General features: G+C 67.8%; 26 protein-coding genes. 12 read left to right on the forward strand and 14 right to left on the reverse strand.

What is annotated here, in order from left to right; genetic code table 11:
* Nucleotides 1–44 precede the first annotated feature (44 nt).
* The 4 genes from paaG (at nucleotide 45) to ACE3UA_RS14570 (ending at nucleotide 3,308) form a co-directional block, all read left to right on the forward strand.
* Nucleotides 45–839 carry a 2-(1,2-epoxy-1,2-dihydrophenyl)acetyl-CoA isomerase PaaG gene (paaG, locus tag ACE3UA_RS14555; RefSeq protein ID WP_374646340.1) on the forward strand — a complete coding sequence of 265 codons (795 nt, stop codon included), beginning with the start codon at nucleotides 45–47 and terminating at the stop codon, nucleotides 837–839.
* Between the two features lie 14 nt (nucleotides 840–853).
* Nucleotides 854–1,285, forward strand: a complete 432-nt coding sequence (gene paaI / locus ACE3UA_RS14560) for a hydroxyphenylacetyl-CoA thioesterase PaaI (protein ID WP_374646387.1) — start codon at nucleotides 854–856, stop codon at nucleotides 1,283–1,285.
* Nucleotides 1,286–1,314: 29 nt separating this feature from the next.
* Nucleotides 1,315–2,625 (forward strand): phenylacetate--CoA ligase PaaK, encoded by a 1,311-nt coding sequence (gene paaK, locus ACE3UA_RS14565; protein WP_374646342.1) that lies wholly within the window; start codon nucleotides 1,315–1,317, stop codon nucleotides 2,623–2,625.
* Nucleotides 2,626–2,708: 83 nt separating this feature from the next.
* Nucleotides 2,709–3,308, forward strand: a complete 600-nt coding sequence (locus ACE3UA_RS14570) for a TetR/AcrR family transcriptional regulator (protein WP_374646344.1) — start codon at nucleotides 2,709–2,711, stop codon at nucleotides 3,306–3,308.
* Between the two features lie 267 nt (nucleotides 3,309–3,575).
* On the opposite strand, the gene paaZ is transcribed toward ACE3UA_RS14570, so the two are convergent.
* From paaZ to ACE3UA_RS14615, 9 genes are all read right to left on the reverse strand, one after another.
* Nucleotides 3,576–5,654, reverse strand: coding sequence for a phenylacetic acid degradation bifunctional protein PaaZ (gene paaZ / locus ACE3UA_RS14575; protein ID WP_374646346.1), 2,079 nt, complete (start codon nucleotides 5,652–5,654; stop codon nucleotides 3,576–3,578).
* A gap of 53 nt (nucleotides 5,655–5,707) precedes the next feature.
* Nucleotides 5,708–6,463 carry a Phenylacetic acid catabolic protein gene (locus tag ACE3UA_RS14580; RefSeq protein ID WP_374646348.1) on the reverse strand — a complete coding sequence of 252 codons (756 nt, stop codon included), beginning with the start codon at nucleotides 6,461–6,463 and terminating at the stop codon, nucleotides 5,708–5,710.
* 7 nt (nucleotides 6,464–6,470) lie between these two features.
* Complete coding sequence (paaE, locus tag ACE3UA_RS14585) at nucleotides 6,471–7,547, reverse strand: 1,2-phenylacetyl-CoA epoxidase subunit PaaE (RefSeq protein WP_374646350.1); 1,077 nt, start codon at nucleotides 7,545–7,547, stop codon at nucleotides 6,471–6,473.
* Nucleotides 7,548–7,584: 37 nt separating this feature from the next.
* Nucleotides 7,585–8,109 (reverse strand): 1,2-phenylacetyl-CoA epoxidase subunit PaaD, encoded by a 525-nt coding sequence (paaD, locus tag ACE3UA_RS14590; RefSeq protein ID WP_374646352.1) that lies wholly within the window; start codon nucleotides 8,107–8,109, stop codon nucleotides 7,585–7,587.
* 4 nt (nucleotides 8,110–8,113) lie between these two features.
* A complete protein-coding gene (gene paaC, locus ACE3UA_RS14595) occupies nucleotides 8,114–8,878 on the reverse strand; it encodes a 1,2-phenylacetyl-CoA epoxidase subunit PaaC (RefSeq protein ID WP_374646354.1) in 765 nt (254 codons plus the stop codon).
* Nucleotides 8,878–9,162, reverse strand: a complete 285-nt coding sequence (gene paaB, locus ACE3UA_RS14600) for a 1,2-phenylacetyl-CoA epoxidase subunit PaaB (protein WP_374646356.1) — start codon at nucleotides 9,160–9,162, stop codon at nucleotides 8,878–8,880. Before paaB ends, paaC begins: the two co-directional genes overlap by 1 nt.
* A 62-nt stretch (nucleotides 9,163–9,224) precedes the next feature.
* Entirely contained in the window at nucleotides 9,225–10,226 is a 1,002-nt protein-coding gene (gene paaA, locus ACE3UA_RS14605) for a 1,2-phenylacetyl-CoA epoxidase subunit PaaA (RefSeq protein WP_374646358.1), read from the reverse strand.
* 14 nt (nucleotides 10,227–10,240) lie between these two features.
* Nucleotides 10,241–11,446 carry a 3-oxoadipyl-CoA thiolase gene (gene pcaF, locus ACE3UA_RS14610; protein WP_374646360.1) on the reverse strand — a complete coding sequence of 402 codons (1,206 nt, stop codon included), beginning with the start codon at nucleotides 11,444–11,446 and terminating at the stop codon, nucleotides 10,241–10,243.
* Nucleotides 11,447–11,606: 160 nt separating this feature from the next.
* A complete protein-coding gene (locus tag ACE3UA_RS14615; RefSeq protein WP_374646362.1) occupies nucleotides 11,607–12,440 on the reverse strand; it encodes a PaaX family transcriptional regulator C-terminal domain-containing protein in 834 nt (277 codons plus the stop codon).
* A 126-nt stretch (nucleotides 12,441–12,566) separates the two neighbouring features.
* Between ACE3UA_RS14615 and ACE3UA_RS14620 the strand changes: the two genes are divergently transcribed.
* Both ACE3UA_RS14620 and ACE3UA_RS14625 read left to right on the forward strand, forming a co-directional pair.
* Nucleotides 12,567–13,265 carry an AzlC family ABC transporter permease gene (locus ACE3UA_RS14620; RefSeq protein WP_374646364.1) on the forward strand — a complete coding sequence of 233 codons (699 nt, stop codon included), beginning with the start codon at nucleotides 12,567–12,569 and terminating at the stop codon, nucleotides 13,263–13,265.
* Nucleotides 13,262–13,561 carry an AzlD family protein gene (locus tag ACE3UA_RS14625; RefSeq protein ID WP_374646366.1) on the forward strand — a complete coding sequence of 100 codons (300 nt, stop codon included), beginning with the start codon at nucleotides 13,262–13,264 and terminating at the stop codon, nucleotides 13,559–13,561. The genes ACE3UA_RS14620 and ACE3UA_RS14625 overlap by 4 nt, the downstream gene beginning before the upstream one ends.
* A 6-nt stretch (nucleotides 13,562–13,567) precedes the next feature.
* Here ACE3UA_RS14625 and ACE3UA_RS14630 read toward each other — a convergent pair whose 3' ends face one another.
* Together ACE3UA_RS14630 and ACE3UA_RS14635 are read right to left on the reverse strand one after the other, a co-directional pair.
* Complete coding sequence (locus tag ACE3UA_RS14630) at nucleotides 13,568–13,882, reverse strand: DUF1244 domain-containing protein (protein ID WP_374646368.1); 315 nt, start codon at nucleotides 13,880–13,882, stop codon at nucleotides 13,568–13,570.
* Nucleotides 13,883–14,611, reverse strand: coding sequence for an N-formylglutamate amidohydrolase (locus ACE3UA_RS14635; protein WP_374646370.1), 729 nt, complete (start codon nucleotides 14,609–14,611; stop codon nucleotides 13,883–13,885). It abuts the gene before it with no gap.
* A 185-nt stretch (nucleotides 14,612–14,796) separates the two neighbouring features.
* On the opposite strand from ACE3UA_RS14635, the gene pyk reads away from it, so the two are divergent.
* The 4 genes from pyk (at nucleotide 14,797) to rplT (ending at nucleotide 17,185) form a co-directional block, all read left to right on the forward strand.
* Entirely contained in the window at nucleotides 14,797–16,242 is a 1,446-nt protein-coding gene (gene pyk / locus ACE3UA_RS14640) for a pyruvate kinase (protein ID WP_374646372.1), read from the forward strand.
* 33 nt (nucleotides 16,243–16,275) lie between these two features.
* A complete protein-coding gene (locus ACE3UA_RS14645; protein WP_197642511.1) occupies nucleotides 16,276–16,500 on the forward strand; it encodes a hypothetical protein in 225 nt (74 codons plus the stop codon).
* A 109-nt stretch (nucleotides 16,501–16,609) separates the two neighbouring features.
* Entirely contained in the window at nucleotides 16,610–16,810 is a 201-nt protein-coding gene (gene rpmI / locus ACE3UA_RS14650) for a 50S ribosomal protein L35 (RefSeq protein WP_103259124.1), read from the forward strand.
* 12 nt (nucleotides 16,811–16,822) lie between these two features.
* The gene (gene rplT, locus ACE3UA_RS14655; protein WP_197642513.1) at nucleotides 16,823–17,185 is read left to right on the forward strand and encodes a 50S ribosomal protein L20; all 363 of its coding nucleotides are present in this window, start codon (nucleotides 16,823–16,825) and stop codon (nucleotides 17,183–17,185) included.
* Between the two features lie 165 nt (nucleotides 17,186–17,350).
* On the opposite strand, the gene truB is transcribed toward rplT, so the two are convergent.
* Genes truB through rbfA form a run of 3 tightly spaced genes read right to left on the reverse strand, consistent with a single transcriptional unit; the run spans nucleotide 17,351 to nucleotide 19,391 of the window.
* On the reverse strand, nucleotides 17,351–18,253 hold the full coding sequence (gene truB / locus ACE3UA_RS14660) for a tRNA pseudouridine(55) synthase TruB (RefSeq protein WP_374646375.1): 903 nt from the start codon (nucleotides 18,251–18,253) through the stop codon (nucleotides 17,351–17,353).
* Between the two features lie 5 nt (nucleotides 18,254–18,258).
* On the reverse strand, nucleotides 18,259–18,981 hold the full coding sequence (locus ACE3UA_RS14665; protein WP_374646377.1) for a phosphodiester glycosidase family protein: 723 nt from the start codon (nucleotides 18,979–18,981) through the stop codon (nucleotides 18,259–18,261).
* Nucleotides 18,981–19,391, reverse strand: a complete 411-nt coding sequence (gene rbfA / locus ACE3UA_RS14670) for a 30S ribosome-binding factor RbfA (protein ID WP_374646379.1) — start codon at nucleotides 19,389–19,391, stop codon at nucleotides 18,981–18,983. Before rbfA ends, ACE3UA_RS14665 begins: the two co-directional genes overlap by 1 nt.
* A 95-nt stretch (nucleotides 19,392–19,486) precedes the next feature.
* Between rbfA and dapB the strand changes: the two genes are divergently transcribed.
* Nucleotides 19,487–20,296, forward strand: a complete 810-nt coding sequence (dapB, locus tag ACE3UA_RS14675; RefSeq protein WP_374646381.1) for a 4-hydroxy-tetrahydrodipicolinate reductase — start codon at nucleotides 19,487–19,489, stop codon at nucleotides 20,294–20,296.
* A 99-nt stretch (nucleotides 20,297–20,395) separates the two neighbouring features.
* Nucleotides 20,396–22,095: extracellular solute-binding protein (locus ACE3UA_RS14680; protein WP_374646383.1), on the forward strand; the 1,700-nt coding region annotated here is incomplete at its 3' end.

Genomic DNA, 22,095 nt, shown 5'->3' on the forward strand with positions numbered 1-22,095 from the left:
AAGAATTTTTTCAGGACGTCCGGGAGCGCGGACGGGGAGAGATCATGACCACATCCGAAACCGTCCTTGCCAGCCTTGAAGCAGGCGTCCTGCGCCTCACGCTGAACCGGCCTGACAAGCTTAATTCCTTCAACGACGAGATGCACCTGGTCCTGCGCGCCGCGATCCAGCGTGCGCATGACGACAGCGATGTCCGCGCCGTCCTGCTGACCGGGGCGGGGCGCGCCTTCTGCGCGGGGCAAGACCTCGGCGACCGCGATCCGCGCAAGGACGGCCCGGCCTCCGACCTGGGGATGACGCTGGGAACCTTCTACAACCCGACGCTCCGCCTGATTCGGCAGCTGGAAAAGCCGGTGATCTGCGCCGTGAACGGCGTGGCGGCGGGCGCGGGGGCGAACATCGCCTTCGCCTGCGACATCGTGCTGGCGGCGACGTCCGCCCGGTTCATCCAGGCCTTCGCGAAACTCGGCCTGATCCCCGACGCGGGCGGCAGCTGGTCGCTGGCCCGCATCCTGGGCGAACCCCGCGCCAAGGCGCTGGCCCTGACGGCCGAGCCGCTGCCCGCCGAAAAGGCCGCCGACTGGGGCCTGATCTGGAAGGCCGTGGAGGATGCCGAGCTGATGGCCGAGGCGGTGAAGCTGGCCGAATCGCTTGCCGCCGGGCCGACGCTGGGCCTGGGTCTGACCAAGCGGCTGATCCAGGCCGCCGCGACCAGCTCGCTTGACGAACAGCTCGACATGGAACGCGACCTCCAGCAGCAGGCCGGCCGCAGCGCCGACTATGCCGAGGGCGTGGCCGCCTTCCTGGAAAAGCGCCCCGCAAGGTTCACCGGCAAATGAAACCTGTCTCGGAAATGACCCCGCAAGAGCTTGCCGAAGCCTCGGCCCAGGCGCTGTGGAACGACGATTCGGCCAGCCAGCGCCTCGGCATGGTGATGGAGCGCCTCGCCCCCGGCGAGGCGACCCTGGCGATGACCGTGACCGAGGCGATGTCGAACGGCCACGGCACCTGCCACGGCGGCTATATCTTCACCCTCGCCGACAGCGCCTTCGCCTTCGCCTGCAACGGCTACAACCAGCGCACGGTCGGGCAACATGCCTCGATCACCTATCTCGCGCCCGGCCGCGTGGGCGACCGGCTGACCGCCGTCTGCCGCGAGGTGTCGCGCCAGGGCCGGTCGGGCGTCTACGACGTCCGCGTCACCAATCAGGACGGGGTGCATGTCGCCGAATTCCGTGGCCTGTCGCGCACCGTCAAGGGCACCCATCTTCCGGTCGACGGCTGACCGGGCTACGCAATTCCAAGGGAGGAACCATGGAAGACCTTACCCCCCGCAAGCAGGATCTGGACCCGATCGAGATCGCTTCGCGCGATGAAATCGAGGCGCTGCAGTTCCACCGCATGAAGCGGTCGCTGAAACACGCCTATGAAAACTCGCCCTTCTACCGCAACCGCTTCATCGAGCATGACGTCCATCCCGAAGAACTCAAGACCCTGAAGGACATCGCCAAGTTCCCCTTCACCCACAAGCAGGACCTGCGCGAAACCTACCCGTTCGGGATGTTCGCCGTGCCGAGGAACAAGCTGGTGCGGGTGCATGGCTCGTCCGGCACCACGGGCAAGCCGACGGTCGTGGGCTATACCGCGAACGACATCGACGTCTGGGCCAACCTGATCGCCCGCTCGATCCGCGCGGCGGGGGGGCGTCCGGGCGACATGCTGCACAACGCCTATGGTTACGGCCTGTTCACCGGCGGTCTCGGCGCGCATTACGGGGCGGAACGGCTGGGCTGCACGGTCGTCCCGATCTCGGGCGGGCAGACCGAGCGCCAGGTCTCGCTGATCTCGGACTTCCAGCCGCAGATCATCATGGTCACACCCTCCTACATGCTGTCGATCCTGGACGAGTTCCGCCGCCAGGGCCTGGACCCGCGCCAGTCCTCGCTGAAGGTCGGGATCTTCGGGGCCGAACCCTGGACCAACGCCATGCGGCAGGAGATCGAGGAGGCCTTCGACAAGCATGCCGTCGACATCTACGGGTTGTCGGAGGTCATGGGCCCCGGCGTCGCGCAGGAATGTGTGGAAACCAAGGACGGGCTGCACATCTGGGAAGACCATTTCTACCCCGAGATCATCGACCCGGTGACGGGCGACGTTCTGCCGGACGGCGAGATGGGCGAGCTGGTCTTCACCACGCTGACCAAGGAAGGCCTGCCGATGGTGCGCTATCGCACCCGCGACCTGACCCGCCTTATGCCGGGCACCGCGCGGTCGATGCGGCGGATCGAGAAGATCACCGGCCGCAGCGACGACATGATCATCCTGCGCGGCGTCAACGTCTTCCCGACCCAGATCGAGGAGCAGATCCTGAAGTGCCGCGGCCTCGCCCCGCATTTCCAGATCGAGCTTGCCCGCGAAGGCCGGATGGACAACATGACCGTCCATGTCGAATGCAGCGCCGACATGGTGGATGCAGACGCCCGCGCGAAATCGGCAAAGGAACTGGCGCATCACATCAAGGCCATCGTCGGCGTCTCGACGCGCATCAACGTGACCGATCCGAATGCGATTGCCCGTTCCGAGGGCAAGGCGAGGCGGGTGGTGGACAATCGCCCGAAAGGCTGACCGCCCGGTCAGTGACACAAACACAGGCTTGCTTTAGAAGGGGCAGCGATGCCCCTTTCATCGGCAGCACCAGGAAGAACATCATGGCTCGGACACGGGCAGCGGATTTCGAGGAAAAGCAGCGCGGCATTCTGGACAAGGCGGCCCAGGTCTTTGCGGAACAGGGCATGGAGAAGGCCTCCATGTCCCAGATCGCAAGCGTCGCCCAGGTGTCGAAGGCGCTCCTCTACCATTACTATCCCAGCAAGGATGCGCTGATCTTCGCGATCATCATTACCCATCTGGAGGGCCTGGACGCGGCCATCGAGGAGGCCGACGATCCCACGCTCCCGCCCGAGCAGCGCCTGCGCAAGCTGGTGGGCACGGTGCTGGAGAACTACCGGGGCGCGGACAACCAGCACAAGGTGCAGCTGAACGCGACGGCGGCGCTGTCGGATGAGCAGAAGGCCGAGATCATGGCGCTGGAGCGCGGCATAGTGCGCCGGTTCTCGACCGTGCTTGACCAGGTGAATCCGGGCCTGAACACCAGGGAGCGGCCGCTCCTCATGCCGGTGACCATGTCGCTTTTCGGCATGATGAACTGGGTCTACATGTGGTTCAAGGACGGCGGCCGCATCAGCCGCGAGGATTATGCCGACGTGGCGACGACGCTGATCCTGGAGGGGATCAAGTCCGTCAGGTAGGGAGAGCCGGCCTGTCGGAACATGCGAAGGTCGCATGCCCGGCGCCGAAGCTCATCCCATGCTCCACATGACGGGCAGGTTTCATGCGGTCATGCGGTGTGGTCTTTCCGCTGCCCTGACCCGGTTGGCAGACCTGCGTCACAGCCGGGGGGCACGCTGGCTGGCGGTGCGTCTGATGCCCCCCGGGGCCGCGCGAGCGTCTGGCCTGCGCCCGACAAGCTGGCAACGGACCCCGGCGATGGCGGATGAACCGCCACCTCCAGGCTGTCACTCGGCCGCCTGCGTCGCGACCGGCGGCCAGACCTTGGCCACCATGGTCAGCACGTCATATTGCGCCACCACCGCCCCGGTCTGTTTCGTCACCTGGCAATCCCAGCGCACCTCGCCATGTTCGGCATTGGCGCGGGGGTTGATCTCCTTGCAGGTCAGCCGAACCTGCAACGTGTCGCCGAAATAGACCGGCGTCAGGAAGCGCAGGTTGTCGACGCCATAGTTCGCCAGCACCGGGCCCGGTGCGGGATCGACGAAGAGGCCCGCCGCAAAGGACGCGATCAGATAGCCATGCGCCACGCGGTCGTCGAAGAACGGGTTCGCCTTGGCCGCAGCAGCGTCCATATGGGCATAGAAGGTGTCGCCGGTGAAATGGGCGAAATGCTCCACGTCCTCCAGCGTCACCTGCCGGGCGGCCGTGACCAGTTGGTCGCCGATCCTCAACTCGGCCAGCGACTTGCGGAACGGATGCTGCCCATGCTGCACCTCTGCCCCTTCGATCCAGCGGCCGGTGACCGCCGACAAAAGCCGCGGGCTGCCCTGCACGGCGCTGCGCTGCATATAGTGCTTCACGCCGCGCATCCCGCCCATCTCCTCGCCGCCACCGGCTCGGCCCGGGCCGCCATGCACCAGCGGCGCCAGCGGAGAGCCGTGCCCGGTGGATGATTTCGCCGTCGCCCGATTGCCGATCAGCACCCGCCCGTGATGCGGCGCCAGGCCCAGCACCGCCGCCTCGGCCACCTTCGGGTCGTCGGTGAAGACCGAGGACACCAAGGAGCCCTTGCCCTTCGCCGCCAGCGCCACGGCTTCCTCGATGTCGTCATAGGGCATGACGGTGGAGACCGGCCCGAAAGCCTCGACATCATGCACTGCGCCCGCCGCAAGGGGCTTGTCGCAATACAGCAGCACCGGGTTCAGGAAAGCCCCCGCCGCCGCATCACCCGAGGCCACGCGGACCTGATCGGGGTTACCCGCCACGATCTCGGCATCCGCCTGCAGGTCACGGATCCGCGCCCGCACCTCGTCGCGCTGGTCGTGACTGGCCAAGGGGCCCATCCGCGTGCCCTCGTCGCCCGGCAAGCCCAGCGGCGTCTTCTCCAGCCGTTCCCCCAGCGCGGCGATCACCGCCTGGACATGGGCGCGCGGCACGAAGACCCGGCGGATCGCGGTGCATTTCTGCCCGGCCTTTGCCGTCATCTCGCGCGCGACTTCCTTGACGAACAGATCGAACTCCGCCGATCCCGGCCCGGCGTCAGGACCAAGGATGGAGGCGTTCAGGCTGTCCGCCTCCATCGTGAACCGCACCGAATTCTCGACCACCGCCCTGTGCGACTTCAGCTTCCGCCCCGTCCAGGCCGAGCCGGTGAAGGTCACCGCGTCCTGCCCGGTCACATGGTCCAGCAGGTCGCCGACCGAGCCGGAGATCAGCTGCAATGCGCCCTCGGGCAGCAGCCCCGTCTCGATGATCCTCCGCACGACCAGTTCGGTGAGGTAGGCGGTCTGCGACGCGGGCTTCACGATGCAGGGCACGCCTGCGATCAGCGTCGGGGCGATCTTCTCCAGCATCCCCCAGACCGGGAAGTTGAAGGCGTTGATGTGGACGGCGACGCCCTGGATCGGCGTCAGGATGTGCTGGGCGACGAAGCTGCCGTCCTTCGACAGCACCTCGACCTCGCCATCGGTCAGCACGCGGGTGTTCGGCAATTCGCGCCGCGCCTTCGAGGCGAAGGTCAGCATGGTGCCGATCCCGCCCTCGATGTCGATCCAGCCATCGGCGCGGGTCGCGCCGGTGTGCAGGCTTTCGGCGTAGAACTCTTCCTTCAGCTCCATCAGCTTCAGGCCAAGCGCCTTCAGCATCCCGGCCCGGTCATGGAAGGACATGGCGCGCAGCTTCGACCCCGCCACCTCGCGCCCGTAGGCCAGTGCCCCGGCAAAGTCGATGCCGGTGGAGTCGATGGTCGCCACGACTTCTCCGGTCGCGGCGTCGCAGAGGGCCTGGCCGTCCTTGGCGCCGGGGGTCCAGCGGCCGGAGACAAAGCTTTCCAACCGGCGCGGGGGGCGTGCCGAAATGGTCATGGGCATATTCCTTGGTCAATACGCGGGACGGGCCTTGCGCCCGCCCCGTCAGGTCAGTTCAGGCCGATCGGGCCCAGAGTTTCCGCGACCAGCGCGTCCCAGCGGGCGTGCAGGGTCTCGTTGGTGGCATGGCGCAGGCCGAAGCGGGCCTGGGTCTCGTAGCGGGCCGAGTTGGCGATGCCGAAGGTCACGGCCACGCGCGGGCGCCAATAGGCGACGGCGGCCTTGGCCTCGGCCTTGCCCTCCTCGGTCGCGACCAGGCGGTCCAGCCCCTCGATCCCCAGCGCGGCATGACGCGCCTCGCGCGGGGCGATCTCGCGGAAGACCTCGGCCAGCGGCGCATAGGAGACGCGGGTCAGCTCGGTCATCTGGACGCCGGTGGCGAGGCCCATCAGCACGTTCATCACCACCGCATCGGTCCAGCCGGTGATCGGATAGTGGAACACCGACAGCCGCATGTCGCCCCCGGTCCGGGTCGAGCCGAAGTCGGCCTCTCGCGGCAGCCGCGCCGCCCAGTCGTGCTGGCGCTGATAGCGCGCGGTGTCGGTGCCGAAATCGGCCATGACGGCCAGCACGCGCTCGGCATGGTCGGCCTTCTCCAGCGTGATCCGGCTGGCGGCGATCCGTTCCTTGATCCCCGGCGCAAAGTTGATCGACGCCGCGAACCCGGCGGAAGCCGCCAGCTCGCTGTCCACGAAGGACGACATCAGCCGCATCAACTCGCCCCGATAGCGCGCCGGCACGTTGCCGGGAGAGGTCAGGACGCCGCCCTGCGCGAGGTAGTCCTCGATGTTCATCGTCTGGGTCATCCGGTCCTCACTCGTCATAGGTGACGACGACCTTGTCGGTCATCGGGAAGCTCTGGCAGGACAGGACGTAACCGGCCCGCACCTCGTAATCCTCGAGCGCGTGGTTGGTCAGCATCTCGACCTCGCCCTCGATCACCTTGCAGCGGCAGGTCGAGCAGACGCCCGCCTTGCAGGAATAGGGCGCGTCCAGCGCGGCCTCGATGGCGGCGTCCAGGATGCTTTGGCCCTGGCGCGGCATCTGGAAGCTGCGGGTGGTGCCGTCCAAGGTCACCGTCGCGGCGGTCGAGTTGCCGGTGCCGAGTTCCGCCTTGCTGACCGGCCTGGCCTTGGCGCGGCCCGGCTGGCCCGAGGCGAAAAGCTCGAACTTGATCTGCGCGTCGGTCAGCCCGTGGTCGCGCAAGGAGGCGGCGATCGCCAGCATCATCGGCTCCGGCCCGCAGATGAAGGCGGTGTCGACGGACTTCGGGTCGATCCAGCCAGAGAACAGCGCCTTCATCTTGTCGGCGTCCACCCGGCCGGTGAACAGGTCGATCTCCTGCGCCTCGGTCTCAAGCACATGGATCACCGAGAAACGGCCGAGATAGCTGTTCTTCAGGTCTTCAAGGTCTTCGCGGAACATGATCGTGCCCACCGCCCGGTTGGCATAGACCAGCGTGAAGCGGGAATTCGGCTCGTCGGCCAGCACGGTCTTGATGATCGACAGCACCGGCGTGATCCCGGACCCGCCCGCGAAGCCGAGGTAGTGCCGTTCGGCGCTGGCATCGACGGGCGTGAAGAACTTGCCCATCGGCGGCATCGCCTCGATCTCGTCGCCGGGCGCGAGGTTCTCGTTCGCCCAGGTGCTGAACGTGCCGCCGTCGACGCGCTTGATCCCGACCTGCAGCACGCCCTCGTGCCGGCCGGCGCAGATCGAATAGGACCGGCGCAGTTCCTCGCCGTCGAAGGCGCGGCGGAAGGTCAGGTACTGGCCCTGGGTGAAATCGAACAGCGCGCGGTCCTCGTCGCGCGGGGCCAGCGTCACCACCACCGCATCGCGGGTTTCGCGGCGGACCTCGGTGACCTTCAGCGGATGAAAGCGAGACATGGGTTCCTCCCGGAGTGTCTGAGCATCGGGCGCATCCTCAGATGCATTTGAAATAGTCGAAGGGTTCCAGGCAGTCGGTGCAGCGGTAACTTGCCTTGCAGGGGGTCGAGCCGAACTGGCTGACCTTCGCCGTCGCGGTCGAGCCACAGCGGGGGCAGGCGATCACCAGGTTTGAGGTGCCCGCCAGCCGGGCGACCCGGCCGGCAAGGCGCCCGTCGGCGGCGGTGCCGTCCATCGGCGGGGCGATGCCATAGGCGCGTAGCTTCTCGCGGCCCTCGGCGCTGATCCAGTCGGTCGTCCAGGGCGGCGACAGCTTGCGCTCCAGCCGCAGCTTCTCGATCCCGTGGCCACGCAGCGCCGCCTCGATGTCGAGGTTGATCACGCTGGTCGCGGGGCAGCCCGAATAGGTCGGCGTGACCGTGACGACCAGCGTGTCGCCCTGCCATGCCACATCCCGGATGATGCCCAGGTCGGTCAGGCTGATCACCGGGATTTCCGGGTCCGGCACCTGGGAAAGCCAGTGCCGGACCGTCTGCAGATCGGGAAGCGCCGCGCTGCCCATGGTCTTACCAGACGCCGCCCGGATAGGCGCGTTGCAGGAACTGCATGTCGGCCAGGATGAAGCCCAGCGCCTCGGTATGCCGGCCGGTCTTGCCGCCCTTGTGCTGGAAGGCGCCGTCCGGCAGGGCCAGCGTCGCCTCGGCCATCACCTCGGCCACGCTGCGGTCCCAGGCGGCTTTCAGGCTGGCCGGATCGGGGGCGATCCCCGCCGCGACCACGGCCTGATCGACGGCATCGGCCATGAACAGCTCGCCCGTATAGGGCCAGAGCGTGTTCAGCGCCTTCTGCATCCGGGCGCGGCTTTCCTCGGTCCCGTCGCCCAGACGGATCACCAGATCGGCCGAGCGTTCCAGGTGGTAAGCCACCTCCTTCGCCGCCTTGGCCGCGATCTCGGCCACGCGCGGGTCGCTGGAGTTCTGCAAGGCGCGCAGCATTTCCATGTGCCAGGCATCGAACAGGAACTGGCGCATCAGCGTATGGCCGAAGTCGCCGTTCGGGCGCTCCACCAGCAGCACGTTGCGGAACTGCGCCGCATCGCGGTGATAGGCGAGCCGGTCCGCGTCGCGGCCCTTGCCCTCGACCTCGCCGGCCAGTCCCAGCCAAAGCTGCGTCTGCCCGATCAGGTCCAGCGCGGTGTTGGCCAGCGCGATGTCCTCCTCCAGCACGGGCGAGTGCCCGCACCACTCCGACACCCGGTGCCCGAGCACCAGGCAATTGTCGCCCAACCGGCAAAGCCAGTCGAACAGCGCGGCTTGATCGACCGTCGCCATCACATGTGCCCCACTTCGGTCGGGATGTCGAAGAAGGTCGGGTGGCGATAGACCTTGGAGTTCGACGGCTCGAACAGCGGGCCCTTGTCGGACGGGGCCGAGGCGGTGATCTCGTTCGACTTCACCACCCAGATCGACACGCCTTCATTGCGGCGGGTGTAGACGTCGCGCGCATTGCAGATCGCCATTTCGGCGTCGGGCGCGTGCAGGCTGCCGACATGGCGGTGGTTCAGGCCGTGCTGGCCACGGATGAAGACTTCCCACAGGGGCCATTCGCTGGACATCGGTTTCTCCTCCCGGATCGGGCTAAGGGGTGGGGACGGGCCTTGGCGCCCGCCCGAAAGACTTACTCGGCCGCCACGCGGGCGGCGGCGCGGCGGGCGTCCTGCTTCTTCGCATGCGCCATCAGCCCGTCGCGGAACCAGGCGCCGTCTTCCCAGGCGGTGACGCGGGCTTCCATCCGTTCGGCGTTGCAGGGGCCGTTCCCGGCGATCACGTCGAAGAACTCGTCCCAATCCGGCTCGCTGAAATCGTGGCCGCCCTTCTCCTCGTTCCATTTCAGGTTCGGGTCGGGGATGGTCAGGCCCAGGTATTTCGCCTGCGGCACGGTCTGGTCGACGAACTTCTGGCGCAGCTCGTCATTGGTGTTGATCTTGATCTTCCACTGCATCGACTGCGCGGAATGGACCGAGTCCTTGTCCGACGGCCCGAACATCATCAGCGCCGGATACCAGAAGCGGTTCAGCGCATCCTGCGCCATCTCCTTCTGCTCGGCCGTGCCCTGCAGGCACATCTTCAGCAGGATGTCGTAGCCCTGGCGCTGGTGGAACGACTCTTCCTTGCAGATGCGGATCATCGCGCGGCTGTAGGGACCGTAGGAGGTCTTCTGCAGCTGCACCTGGTTCATGATCGCCGCGCCGTCGACCAGCCAGCCCACGGTGCCGATATCGGCCCAGTTCAGCGTCGGATAGTTGAAGATCGACGAATACTTCATCTTGCCGTTGTGCAGCAGTTCCAGCAGTTCGTCGCGGCTGACCCCCAGCGTCTCGGCGGCGGAGTAGAGGTAGAGCCCATGCCCCGCCTCGTCCTGCACCTTGGCCAAGAGGATCGCCTTGCGCTCCAGCGTGGGGGCGCGGGTGATCCAGTTGCCCTCGGGCAGCTGGCCGACGATTTCCGAATGGGCGTGCTGGCCGATCTGGCGGATCAGCGTCTTGCGATAGCCTTCCGGCATCCATTCCTTCGGCTCGATCTTCTCGCCCCGGTCGATCCGGTCCTGGAAGGCGCGTTCCTGTTCCGTCATCTCCGTGCGGGACTTGGCGCCTTCGGCCTTGACCATCTGTGCATACATGGCTGGTTCCTCCCTCAGACTTTCTCGATGATGATGGCGATGCCCTGGCCGACGCCGATGCACATGGTGCAAAGGGCATAGCGGCCCCCGGTGCGGTGCAGCTGATACATGGCGGTGGTGATCAGCCGCGCGCCCGACATGCCCAGCGGATGACCCATCGCGATGGCCCCGCCGTTCGCATTCACATGCGCCGCGTCGTCCGGCAGGCCCAGGTCGCGCAGCGTGGCCAGCGCCTGCGAGGCAAAGGCCTCGTTCAGCTCGATCACGTCCATCTGGCCGATGGTCAGACCGGCGCGCGCCAGCACCTTCTTCGCCGCCGGGGCCGGGCCGATTCCCATGATCCGCGGCTCTACCCCCGCCGCCGCCATCGCGACGATCCGCGCCCTGGGCACCAGCCCCTGCGCCTTTGCCGCCTCGGCCGACAGCACCGCCAGCGCCGCCGCCCCGTCGTTCACGCCCGAGGCATTGCCGGCGGTTACCGACAGGTCGGGCCCGTTCACGCCGCGCAGCTTGGCCAGCTGCTCCACCGTGGTCCCCGGACGCGGATGCTCGTCGGTATCGACGACCAGCGGTTCGCCCTTCTTTTGCGGGATCACCACCGCCGCGATCTCGTCGCGGAAGATCCCCGCCGCCTGCGCCGCCGCCCAGCGGGCCTGCGACCGCGCCGCGAAGGCATCCTGATCCGCCCGGCTGATGCCGAAGTCGGCGGCCACGTTGTCGGCGGTCTGCGGCATGGAATCGATGCCGAACTCAGCCTTCATTTTTGGGTTCACGAAGCGCCAGCCGATCGTCGTGTCATAGACGGCATTCGACCGCGAGAAGGCGGCGTCGGCCTTCGGCATCACGAAGGGGGCGCGGCTCATGCTCTCCACCCCGCCCGCGATGACGAAATCGCAGTCGCCCGCCTTGATCGCCCGCGCCGCCATGCCCACCGCATCCATGCCCGAGCCGCAAAGCCGGTTCACCGTGGTCGCCGGCACCGCGACCGGCATCCCGGCCAGCAGCACGGCCATCCGGCCCACGTTGCGGTTGTCCTCGCCCGCCTGGTTGGCACAGCCGTAGATCAGGTCATCGACCGCCGACCAGTCCACATCGGGATTGCGCGCCATCAGCGCCTTCAGCGGCTCGGCGGCCAGATCGTCGGCACGCACCTGTGCCAGAGCACCGCCATAACGCCCCACCGGCGTCCTGACCGCATCGCAAATGAAGGCGTCGCGCATCCTTCCTCCTGTTTTCTGCTGAGACCGGCGATTCCTCATTCGCCGACCGATCGGTCAACGTATACATCCGGAAGCATCACAGGAAAAGCGATTTTTTTAGAATCCTTGTAATGCTTTCGTGCGCCGCGATATTACGACGCGCGCGCAATGGCTTGCAGGATCAGACCGGAGTGAGAAGACGCGCCAGCCGGCGGGCGGTGGCCTCGGTTTCGGCCGGCAGCAGGCCATCGGCGCCCTCGCAGCACAGGGCGATGTGGCGGTGCGCGCCGGGGGTCAGGCCCCCATAAAGCTTGCGAAACAGGGCGCGCGCCTCGGCGCCGTTCCAGCCCGCCGGCAGGTGCTCGGCCGGAAGGCGGGGGTCGCGCAAGAGGACCATGCGATAGGCATGGACGAGGAGGAGACGCGCCACCAGCGCCTGATGGTCGGAGAGGCGGGCAGGCTGCAGAGTATCGAACAGGGCCATGAAACGGTCATACCCGTCGCGAAGCGCGCTCAGGTCCCAGAACCCGGCCAGCGGCGCGGCGGTGGTCACCGTCTCGGCATGGAAGACCAGCGCCCCGGGCGGCAGGGGCTGGCCCCGGTCGGGGCGGATGAACACCGGCCCGCCCATATGCCCCATGCGCAAGCGCCGCGCATCCTCGATCCGCAGGTCGGGATCATGGATGATCTGCCAACCCTTCGAGGGCCGGTCGGGGCCGTAAAGCAGGTCCGCCGCCTCCATGAAGGTCGCGACGGCGCCTGTCTCCAGCCGGTAGAAGCTGCGCCGCCCGATCCGCTCTCCGGTCAGTTGCGCGGCCGCGACCAGACGCGAGACGGCGGTGCGGACGAGGGATTCGCTGATCCCGACCCCGGCGCAAAGGTCGATCAGCGTGCCGGTCCACAACACGCCGCCGCGCGGCACGACGACATCGCCATAGATGGTCACGATGAAGGCCGCCGCGTTCAGCCGCAGCTCCTGCGTGATCGTCCGGATCATGTCGGCGGTCTTGTGCACGCGGGGTCCTGTCGTTCGCAGGCCCGGACTAAGCCGAATGGGTGGCCCGCGGCAAGAGGCGGCAGGTTGACGGGCAGGGGGGCGGGTTCTAACCCTTCGCTGCCGGACGATGGAGGAAGGGGCGGCATGGGCAGGGCGCTCTTCACCTGGAACGGCTTCCGGCGCGGCGCGCGCGAGGGTGTGCCGCTGGCGGCCAGCATCTTCGCCTATGGCTTGGGCTTCGGCCTGGTCGCGGCGCAGGCGGGGTTCGGCGTGACAAAGGCGATGGCGACCAGCGCCGCGATCTATTCGGGCTCGGCGCAGCTGGCGGCGGTGAACCTGTTGCAAACCGGAGAGGCGACGTTGCTTGCGCTGTTCGCGACGATCCTGGTGATCAATGCGCGCTACCTCTTGTTCGGCGCGGCGCTGCAACCCTGGCTCTGGCAGGCGGGGCCATTGCGGTCCTACGGCAGCCTCCTGCTGCTCGGCGATGCCAACTGGCTTCTGACCATGCGGCGCATCGCACAGGGCGAGGAGGACCGCGCCTATCTCGCCGGGACCGGCGCGCCGATCGCCTTCGGCTGGATCGCAGGCACGGCGCTGGGGGCGGCGGCGGTCAGCATCCTGCCCCGGCCCGAGGCGCTGGGCTTCGACCTGATGCTGCCCTGTTTCGCCACGGCGATGGTGGCGGCGATGGCGCGGCGGGGGGTGGACCTGGTGCCGGTCGCGGTCGGGGCGGGGGCGGCGCTGGGGATCGCGGAGCTTCTCGGCCCGGCGGCGGCGGTGATCGGCGCCGGCCTGGCCGGAGGCGCGGTCGCGGCGCTGATGTATCGTCCCCCCGCATGACCGGGAACTTTCCCCTCTTGCTGCTGGTGATGGGTGCGGCCGCGCTGCTTTGCCGGGTCGCGGGCTTCACGCTGATGCGGCTGGTCCCGGTCTCGCCCCGGCTGGAGGCGGCGCTGCGGGCGACGCCGCTGGCGGTGATGGCCGCGATCTCGGCGCTGGCCGTTCAGGCGGGCGGGCTGGCCGAAGGGCTGGCGCTGGCGGCGGTCGTCGCGCTGACCAGGGTCCTGGGCAGCGACGTGGCCGCGGCGATCCTGGGCGTGGGGATCGTCGCGGGCCTGCGCTGGGCGGGGCTCTGAGGCGGCTCAGTCCTGCTTGCCGACGTTCTCGGCAAAGGCCTTCCGGAACGCCGCCTCCTTGGCCGCATCCGCCTCGGTCTGGTGCTGCGCCACCCAGTCGGCATAGGGCATGCCATAGACGATCGTGCGCGCGGCCTCCTTCGATAACTCGATCCCGCGCTCGGCCGCGGCTTCCTGATACCAGCGCGACAGGCAGTTGCGGCAGAAGCCGCCCAGATTCATCAGGTCGATGTTCTGCACCTCCGGCCGCTTGACCACCAGGTGATGCACCAGCGCGCGGAAGGCCGCAGCCTCCAGTTCCGTCCGGGTTCGGTCGTCCATCTACAGCCCCTCCAGCACGTCGCAAAGAATCGGAGCCAGCCGCGCCGCCCAATGCGCCTGTTCGGCCGGTGTCGCGATCAGATCATTGCGCAACTCTATAAGTGTGTTGTGCCGTCCCAGGCGCAAGGCATGCCGGTCGATCGCATCGCCGGGCAGGTGGCCGGAATAGGGCTCGTTGTCGCCGATGCAGAGGTCGGGCTCCCGTTCCAGCCGGGCGATTAGCGGTTTCGAGAACCTCTCGTCCAGATGCGAATACAGCACCCCCACATGCCAGGGCCGGGGCGCGCGGCCGCGCAGCGCCGGGGTGAAGGAATGCAGCGCGACGATCACCCGGTCGGGACGCAGCGCGGCCAGCCGGGCATAGGCGGCGTGATAGGGGCGATAGAGCATATCCAGCCGGCGCTCCACCTCCTCGGGTCCGGCATGGCGGTTGGCGGGGATGATCGTGCCGTCGTAGAGCTTCATCACCAGCGTCGGGTCGTCCTCGCCCCGGTTCGGGTCGATCACCAGCCGCGAGAAATCCGACAGGATCACCGGGCTGTCCAGCAGGCGCCCCAACGCGCGCGCGACCCCGGCCGCGCCCACGTCCCAGGCGATGTGGCGGGCCATGTCCTCGGCCGGGATGCCAAGATCGCCGCCGGCCACCCAGTCCGGCACCCGGTTCGAGGCGTGGTCGCAGGTGACCAGCCAGCGGCCGGGGCGGTGCTCTCCGTCAAGTATGAAGGCCAAGGCTCGGGGTTTCCTGCTCTGGTCGCTGCCCTGCCGTCTTTCTTACGGTGCCTCGCGCCCGGATGCCAGAGAAGGCGGGGCGAAACCGGGGCCGGGAATGGCGAAACCGGCGTTGCGGCAGGCGCCGAGTTGGGCCATAAGGCACCCGGCCCACACGAACCGTAATGACCAGCAGGAGGATGGCGATGCGCCGCCACCGCAACGTGAAGATTGTGGCCACCCTTGGCCCCGCGTCCAGCAGCCACGAGATGATCCGCGCCCTGTTCGAGGCAGGGGCCGACGTATTCCGCCTGAACATGAGCCACGGGGCGCATGACGACATCCGCCAGCGGCACGAGATCATCCGCAAGGTGGAAAAGGACCTCGGCCGCCCGATCGGCATCCTGGCCGACCTGCAGGGGCCGAAGCTGCGCGTCGGGGTCTTCGCCAACGGGGCCGAGGACCTGGCCGAGGGCGCGGGCTTCCGCATGGACCTGTCGACCGCCCCCGGCGATGCGACCCGCGTGAACCTGCCGCATCCCGAAATCTTCGCCGCGCTCGAGGCCGGGACCTCGCTTCTGGTCAACGACGGCAAGATCCGCCTGCGCGTCAACGCCTGCGGCAAGGATTTCGCCGATTGCACCGTCGAGGTCGGCGGCACCATCTCCAACCGCAAGGGCGTGAACGTCCCCGACGTGGTGCTGCCGCTGGCGGCGCTGTCGGAAAAGGACCGGGGCGACCTGGAATTCGTCTGCGGACTGGGCGTCGACTGGATCGCGCTCTCCTTCGTGCAGCGCCCCGAGGACGTGATCGAGGCGCGCAGCCTGGTCAAGGGCCGCGCGGCGGTGCTGTCGAAGATCGAGAAGCCGGCGGCGGTCAATGCCTACGATGCCATCCTGCAGGTGTCGGACGGGATCATGGTGGCGCGCGGCGATCTCGGGGTGGAACTGCCGGTGACCTCGGTGCCGCCGATCCAGAAGCGGCTGGTGCGCCGGGCGCGGGCGGCGGCCAAGCCGGTGATCGTGGCGACGCAGATGCTGGAATCGATGATCGAATCGCCGGTCCCGACCCGGGCCGAGGTCTCGGACGTCGCCACCGCGATCTACGAGGGCGCGGATGCGGTGATGCTTTCGGCGGAATCGGCGGCCGGGAAATATCCGGTCGAGGCCGTGCGCACGATGAGCGACGTCGCGATGAGCGTCGAGAAGGATCCGACCTACCGCTCGGTGATCGAGGCCAGCCGCGTCGTGCGGCGGGAATCGGTCGCGGACGGGATCGTGGCCGCCGCGCGCGAGATCGCGGAAGCCACCAATATCAAGGCGATCTGCTGTTTCAGCCAGACCGGCAATACCGCCTCGCTGGTCGCGCGCGAACGGCCGCATGTGCCGATCATCGCGCTGACGCCGCTGATGTCCACCGCGCGCCGCCTGGCCCTGACCTGGGGCGCGCATTGCGTGATCACCCAGCCGCAGGAACGCTTCAAGGGCGCGGTGCTGGCGGCGGTGCGGGCTGCCCGGACCGAAGGCTTCGCCACCGACGAGGACCAGATCGTCGTCACCGCCGGGGTGCCCTTCAACGTGAAGGGCACGACCAACATCCTGCGCGTTGCCCCCTGCGACGAGCGATTGATTTCAAGCGTGGACCCGGAGTAACCTTCCCCTGCGTCAGTTGGTGTCGAGGGGGCCATGGATACCGATCTGGTTTTGACACTGGGCATCGTCCTGGCCGTGCTGACCATCCCCTCGCTTTTGGCCGCATTTGTCGAGGGTCGGCCGCCCCGGGTCGGGGCGCTGATCCTGCTGGCGGCGATGTCGATGATCCTGACGGCGGTGATGTACCGCCCGACGGGCTATCGCTTCGAGGAGATCCCGACGGTGATGCTGAACGTGGTGATGCGCGCGGTCAACTGAACGCGGCCCCTTGCACCTTTCCGGGCCTGCCCCTATAGGAACGGCTTCATTACCCGCACGGCCGGCCAACGTGGCATGCCGAGTCGTGCCTGAAACCACGGAGATGGAAATGCCCAAGATGAAGACCAAGTCGGCGGCGAAGAAGCGCTTCAGCTTCACGGCCTCCGGTCGTGTGAAGGCCGGCCCCGCCGGCAAGCGCCACGGCATGATCAAGCGCACGACGAAATTCGTCCGCGACGCATCGGGAGCGATGATCCTGTGCGACAGCGACGCGAAGATCGTCAAGAAATACATGCCCTACGACCGCTAAGGAGAGCCAGATATGTCCCGCGTCAAATCCGGCAAGGTCACCCATGCCCGTCACCGCAAGGTGATCAAGCAGGCGGCCGGCTACTATGCCGCCCGTTCCACCAACTTCCGCACCGCCACCCAGGCGGTCGACAAGGCCAACCAGTACGCGACCCGCGACCGCAAGGCGCGCAAGCGGTCGTTCCGCGCGCTGTGGATCCAGCGGATCAACGCCGCCGTCCGCCTGTTCGACGCCGAGATGACCTATTCGCGCCTGATCAACGGCCTGGCGAAAGCCGGGATCGAGGTCGACCGCAAGGTCCTCGCCGACCTGGCCGTGCACGAGCCGGAGGCGTTCAACGCCATCGCCGGCCAGGCCAAGGCCGCGCTGGCCTGATCTGTCAGGTCCAAGGTTACGGAAAGGCCCTGCGGCGACGCGGGGCTTTTCTGTTTCGGCGTTGCTCCCGGCCCGACGGTTGGAGCGAGGGGTTTCACACCCCTCGCGCTCCCCGTGGAGTATTTCCGAAAAGAGCAAGCGAAATTTTATTTTAATTGTAGAGAGTTAGCGATTGAACACCCGGCTGGGGTGCAACTCTCCCCCCCGGTAGTGCCCCACCGCCACCGCCCGCCCATCCAGGCTGGCCCAGGCTTCCGTGCCCCAGTCGACGTGGCCGATCACCTGGCCCGGGTTGCCGTTGCGCAGCCGCACCGCGCCCTCGGGGGTTGCGGGAAGTTCGGGCAGGTCCTGCAGGCCCAGTTCCAGCGGCAACAGGCGGGCATCCAGCGCCTCGGTCTTCGCTTCCGCGTCGATCACCTCCAGCGACAGGCCGTCCTCCGCCCGGAACGGCCCCGACCATTCCCGGCGCAACCATTGCACATGCCCGAGGCAGCCCAGCGTCGCCCCGAGGTCGCGGGCGATGGACCGCACATAACCGCCCTTGCCGCAGATCATCTCCAGGTCGACGTGGTCCGGATCCGGGCGGCCGAGCAGGGCCAGACGCTCGACCCAGAGCGGCCGGGCGGCAAGGTCCAGCGCCTCACCCTCGCGCGCGAGGTCATAGGCGCGCTCGCCCTCGACCTTCACGGCGGAATACTGCGGCGGGACCTGTTCGATCTGCCCCCGGAACCGCGTCAGCGCCGCCTCGATCTGCGCGTCGGTCGGGCGCCGGTCGCTGGACGCGATCACCGCCCCCGAGGCATCGTCGGTATCGGTCGCCGCGCCGAACCTAACCCGGAAGCGGTAGCACTTCAGCGCGTCGGTGATGAAAGGAATGGTCTTCGTCGCCTCGCCCAGGGCCACCGCCAGCACGCCGGTCGCATCCGGGTCCAACGTGCCCGCATGGCCCGCCTTCTGCGCCGACAGCGCCCATTTCACCTTGTTCACCACTGCGGTCGAGGTCACTCCGGCCGGCTTGTCCACCACCAGCCAGCCGCTGACGGCGCGGCCCTTCTTCGTGCGGCCCATCCTGATCAGCCTTTCGGAACCACGGTGCCGACGATCGGCCCCATCGGAAAGCCGCCGTCATGGCGGCCAAGCTCGGGTGCGTAAAGCCGCGAGACGTTGCCGTCGAAATACAGCGCGTCCTCCAGCCCCAACTCGTCGCGGAACAGCCGGGCGAAAGCGTGGAAGTTCACGGCGTCGTTGGAAATCGCAAAGACCGCGCGGCTGCCGTCGGCGCTGACGCCCACGCCGTTGCGGACATAGGTGCTGTCGCTGGCGGGCAGGAACTTCGGATGCAAGGCGCCGTCGATCACCAGCATCGGGCCGGACTGGGTGGCGAAGCGGCAGGCGGGGGCCTCGGCCTTGTAGGCGCGGCTTTCGATCACGCGAAACCGCTCGCCCCAGCAGAAGACCCCGTTCGGAAGCAGGCCGAAGTTGCCGGGGCCGGCGCGGGTGACAAGGCGCGCGGCCTCGCTGCCTTCCTCGACATAGAGGCCCACCGGCGCAAGGTCGCGGTGATACATGCCTGCGTTCATCGCAAAGCCCAGCGTCCTGCCCTCGGCCTCCAGCGCCTCGTTCACCGCGCGGAAGCTGCCGTAGGGGCCTTCCGCGCCGGAATGGAACAGGCGCAGATCGTCGGCCAGCGTCACCTCGCACAGGGTATAGGAGGCACCCTCGAAGCTGGCATCGCGGCAGGTGGCGGCACTGGCGGCAAGCGGCATCAGCAGGAAGGCAAGCGCAAGGCGCAGCATCACTCCTCCTCGTCCGGCGTCCCGATGTCGCGCTGGACGCTGGGGTCCGAGAACAGCCGCCGCGTCTCGTCCAGCCGGTCGAAGGTCTCGTCCGGGCGGAAGCGCAGGTCGGGGGCGTATTTCAGCGTCATCTCCTGCGCGACGCGGTGGCGCAGTTCCGCCTTGTTGCGCGCCAGGGCCGCGATGGCCTCCTCTACCGGGACCGATCCCATCAGCGGCATGACATAGACCGTCGCCACCTTGAGGTCGGGCGAGCACGAGACCTCGCCCACGGTGATCGACATGGCGTTCAGTTCGGGGTCGTGGATCTCGGCCCGGTTCAGGACGTCGCTCAGGGTGCGCCGGATCAGTTCGCCGACGCGCAGCTGGCGTTGCGAGGGGCCGGTGCCGGTATGGGTGCGCTTGGACATTGCGCCCGTTTAGGCCCTTTCCGGGCGTCCTGCAACGCCGGGCTTCTCAGCCCTGCGGGAAGCGGCTAGGGAGGGGGAAAGCAAGGGGGTGCGGCATGGGTGATCTTCCTGGCCTGGTGGTGACCGGCGCGTCGGGGCGGATGGGGCAGACGCTGATCCGGCTGGCGCAGGGCAGCGACCGGCTGCGGCTGGTGGGTTGCGTCGAGCGCGCGGGCCATCCCTGGATCGGCCGCGATGTCGGCGAGGCGATGGGCGGCGCGGCCATCGGTGTCAAGGTGACCGATGACGCGCTGGAGGCCTTTTCCCGCGCGCAGGCCGTGGTGGATTTCACCGCTCCGGCGGCGACGGTGGAATTTGCGGCGCTGGCGGCGCAGGCCCGGGCCTGCCATGTGATCGGCACCACCGGGCTGGAGCCTGCGCATCTGGCGAAGATCGAGGCCGCCAGCCGCCATGCGGTGATCGTGCGGGCGGGGAACATGTCGCTGGGCGTCAACCTGCTGGTCCGCCTGACGCAGAAGGTCGCGGCGGCGCTGGATGCCGACTGGGACATCGAGATCGTCGAGGCGCATCACCGGATGAAGGTCGACGCCCCCTCGGGCACCGCGCTGATGCTGGGTGCGGCGGCGGCCGAGGGGCGTGGCCTCCGGCTGGAGGATGCGCGCGTCTCGGGCCGCGACGGCATCACCGGCGCGCGCGAACGCGGCAGCATCGGCTTTTCCGCGATCCGGGGCGGCGACGTGGTCGGCGAGCATGACGTGATCTTCGCCACCGAGGGCGAGCGGGTGGTCCTGCGCCATCTGGCGACCGACCGGGCGATCTTTGCCCGGGGCGCGCTGAAGGCGGCGGTCTGGGGGCAGGGGCGGAAGCCCGGCCAGTATGACATGATGGACGTGCTGGGGATCTGAAGCCTGCCGCCGTTCACGCAAATGCGCGGGGTGTCGGCTCGACAAAGCGGGCAAGAGCGCCGATGAATAGGAAAAGTTGACCCAGGGGGAGGGGTGCCGATGCGGAAGGCGGTGGCGCGGGCAGGGGCGGCTCGCATGGGGACCGGCGGGCTGGCGGCGACGGGCGCGCTGATCCTGGCGCTGGCGGCCACGGCGCTGGCGGCGCGGGCCGAGACGGTGATCACCTCGCACGGAATCTCCACCTTCGGCGACCTGAAGCTTCCGGCCGACTTCGCGCATCTGCCCTATGTCAATCCCGACGCGCCCAAGGGGGGCGAGCTTTCGCAATGGATGCAGGGCAGCTTCGACAGCCTGAACCCGTTCTCGGTCAAGGGCGTGGGGGCCATCGGCTCGACCATGATGATGGAATCGATCCTGACCGGCACCGCCGACGAGATCGGGGCCAGCTACTGCCTGATGTGCACCACGCTGGAATATCCCGAGGACCGCTCCTGGGTGATCTTCAACCTGCGGCCCGAGGTTAGGTTCTCGGACGGCACGCCGCTGACCGCCGATGACGTGCTTTTTTCCTTCGAGACCTTCCGCGACAAGGGGCTCAGCGACTTTCGCACCGTCCTGAACGATCAGGTCGAGACGGTGGAGGTGCTGGACCCGCACCGGGTGAAGTTCACCTTCCGCAAGGGCATTGCGACCCGCGACCTGCCCGAGGCCGTGGGCGGCCTGCCGATCTTCTCGCGCGCCTATTTCGAGAAGAACAAGCTGGACCTGGAAGAAACCTCGATCGTCCCGCATCTGGGGACCGGGGCCTACATGTTCGACAGGATGGACATCGGCCGGACCATCACCTACCGCCGCAATCCCGATTACTGGGGCAAGGACCTGCCGATCAACGTCGGGCAGAACAACTTCGACACGCTGCGCTATGAATATTTCGCCGACGGCAACGCCGCATTCGAGGGGTTCAAGGCCGGGATCTACCGCTTCCGCATCGAGAATTCCTCGAAATCCTGGGCGGAATCCTACAACTTCCCGGCCGTTGCCAAGGGCCATGTGAAGAAGGACACCCTGCCCAGCGGCGCCAAGGCCAACGGCCAGGGTTTCGTCTTCAACCTCCGGCGCGAGACCTGGCAGGATCCGAAGGTGCGGCAGGCGATCGCGCTGATGTTCAACTTCGAATGGTCGAACCAGACGCTGTTCTACGGGCTTTACAGCCGGATCAACTCGGTCTGGGAAAACACCGAGATGGCCGCCACCGGCACCCCCTCGCCCGAGGAGGTCGCGATCCTGCAGCCGCTGGTGGACGAGGGCCTCCTGCCCGCCAGCATCCTGACGGACGAGGCGGTGATGGCCCCGACCAGCGGCGAGCGGCAGCTCGACCGCAGGAACCTCCGCGCCGCAAGCGCCCTGCTGGACGAGGCCGGCTGGACCGTGGGCGAGGATGGCAAGCGGCGCAACGCCGAAGGCAAGGTCCTGACGCTGGAGTTCCTGAACGACAGCCCGCAGTTCGACCGGATCATCACCCCCTTCGTCGAGAATCTGATCGCGCTCGGCGTGGACGCCCGGCTGGAGGACATCGACTCGGCCCAGTACGAGGCCCGGACCCGCAACCCGCAATACGATTTCGACATCGTGACCGACAACCTGCGCTCGTCCTATTTCTCGGGGCCCGAGTTGAAGCAGTATTACGGCTCGGCCACGGCGGACATTTCGGTCTTCAACCTTGCGGGGCTGAAAAGCCCGGCGGTGGACCGGCTGATCGATGTGGTCATGGCGACCGACACGCGCGAGACGCTGACCGT

It is taken from the genome of Tabrizicola sp., assembly GCF_041919135.1.
In the GTDB taxonomy this organism is placed as follows: domain Bacteria; phylum Pseudomonadota; class Alphaproteobacteria; order Rhodobacterales; family Rhodobacteraceae; genus Tabrizicola.

Excerpts from the sequence above, each read along its gene's own strand:
- pcaF (WP_374646360.1), bottom strand. The coding sequence starts at position 11,446 with ATGCGCGACGCCTTCATTTGCGATGCGGTCAGGACGCCGGTGGGGCGT.
- paaD (WP_374646352.1), bottom strand. The coding sequence starts at position 8,109 with ATGGGCAGCGCGGCGCTTCCCGATCTGCAGACGGTCCGGCACTGGCTT.
- truB (WP_374646375.1), bottom strand. The coding sequence starts at position 18,253 with ATGGGCCGCACGAAGAAGGGCCGCGCCGTCAGCGGCTGGCTGGTGGTG.
- paaI (WP_374646387.1), top strand. The coding sequence starts at position 854 with ATGACCCCGCAAGAGCTTGCCGAAGCCTCGGCCCAGGCGCTGTGGAAC.
- ACE3UA_RS14580 (WP_374646348.1), bottom strand. The coding sequence starts at position 6,463 with ATGACCCAGACGATGAACATCGAGGACTACCTCGCGCAGGGCGGCGTC.
- rbfA (WP_374646379.1), bottom strand. The coding sequence starts at position 19,391 with ATGTCCAAGCGCACCCATACCGGCACCGGCCCCTCGCAACGCCAGCTG.
- ACE3UA_RS14630 (WP_374646368.1), bottom strand. The coding sequence starts at position 13,882 with ATGGACGACCGAACCCGGACGGAACTGGAGGCTGCGGCCTTCCGCGCG.
- ACE3UA_RS14570 (WP_374646344.1), top strand. The coding sequence starts at position 2,709 with ATGGCTCGGACACGGGCAGCGGATTTCGAGGAAAAGCAGCGCGGCATT.
- paaA (WP_374646358.1), bottom strand. The coding sequence starts at position 10,226 with ATGTATGCACAGATGGTCAAGGCCGAAGGCGCCAAGTCCCGCACGGAG.
- paaG (WP_374646340.1), top strand. The coding sequence starts at position 45 with ATGACCACATCCGAAACCGTCCTTGCCAGCCTTGAAGCAGGCGTCCTG.
- ACE3UA_RS14625 (WP_374646366.1), top strand. The coding sequence starts at position 13,262 with ATGACCGGGAACTTTCCCCTCTTGCTGCTGGTGATGGGTGCGGCCGCG.
- pyk (WP_374646372.1), top strand. The coding sequence starts at position 14,797 with ATGCGCCGCCACCGCAACGTGAAGATTGTGGCCACCCTTGGCCCCGCG.
- rplT (WP_197642513.1), top strand. The coding sequence starts at position 16,823 with ATGTCCCGCGTCAAATCCGGCAAGGTCACCCATGCCCGTCACCGCAAG.
- paaC (WP_374646354.1), bottom strand. The coding sequence starts at position 8,878 with ATGGCGACGGTCGATCAAGCCGCGCTGTTCGACTGGCTTTGCCGGTTG.
- ACE3UA_RS14620 (WP_374646364.1), top strand. The coding sequence starts at position 12,567 with ATGGGCAGGGCGCTCTTCACCTGGAACGGCTTCCGGCGCGGCGCGCGC.
- paaB (WP_374646356.1), bottom strand. The coding sequence starts at position 9,162 with ATGTCCAGCGAATGGCCCCTGTGGGAAGTCTTCATCCGTGGCCAGCAC.
- ACE3UA_RS14665 (WP_374646377.1), bottom strand. The coding sequence starts at position 18,981 with ATGCTGCGCCTTGCGCTTGCCTTCCTGCTGATGCCGCTTGCCGCCAGT.
- dapB (WP_374646381.1), top strand. The coding sequence starts at position 19,487 with ATGGGTGATCTTCCTGGCCTGGTGGTGACCGGCGCGTCGGGGCGGATG.
- rpmI (WP_103259124.1), top strand. The coding sequence starts at position 16,610 with ATGCCCAAGATGAAGACCAAGTCGGCGGCGAAGAAGCGCTTCAGCTTC.
- paaK (WP_374646342.1), top strand. The coding sequence starts at position 1,315 with ATGGAAGACCTTACCCCCCGCAAGCAGGATCTGGACCCGATCGAGATC.
- paaZ (WP_374646346.1), bottom strand. The coding sequence starts at position 5,654 with ATGACCATTTCGGCACGCCCCCCGCGCCGGTTGGAAAGCTTTGTCTCC.
- ACE3UA_RS14645 (WP_197642511.1), top strand. The coding sequence starts at position 16,276 with ATGGATACCGATCTGGTTTTGACACTGGGCATCGTCCTGGCCGTGCTG.
- paaE (WP_374646350.1), bottom strand. The coding sequence starts at position 7,547 with ATGTCTCGCTTTCATCCGCTGAAGGTCACCGAGGTCCGCCGCGAAACC.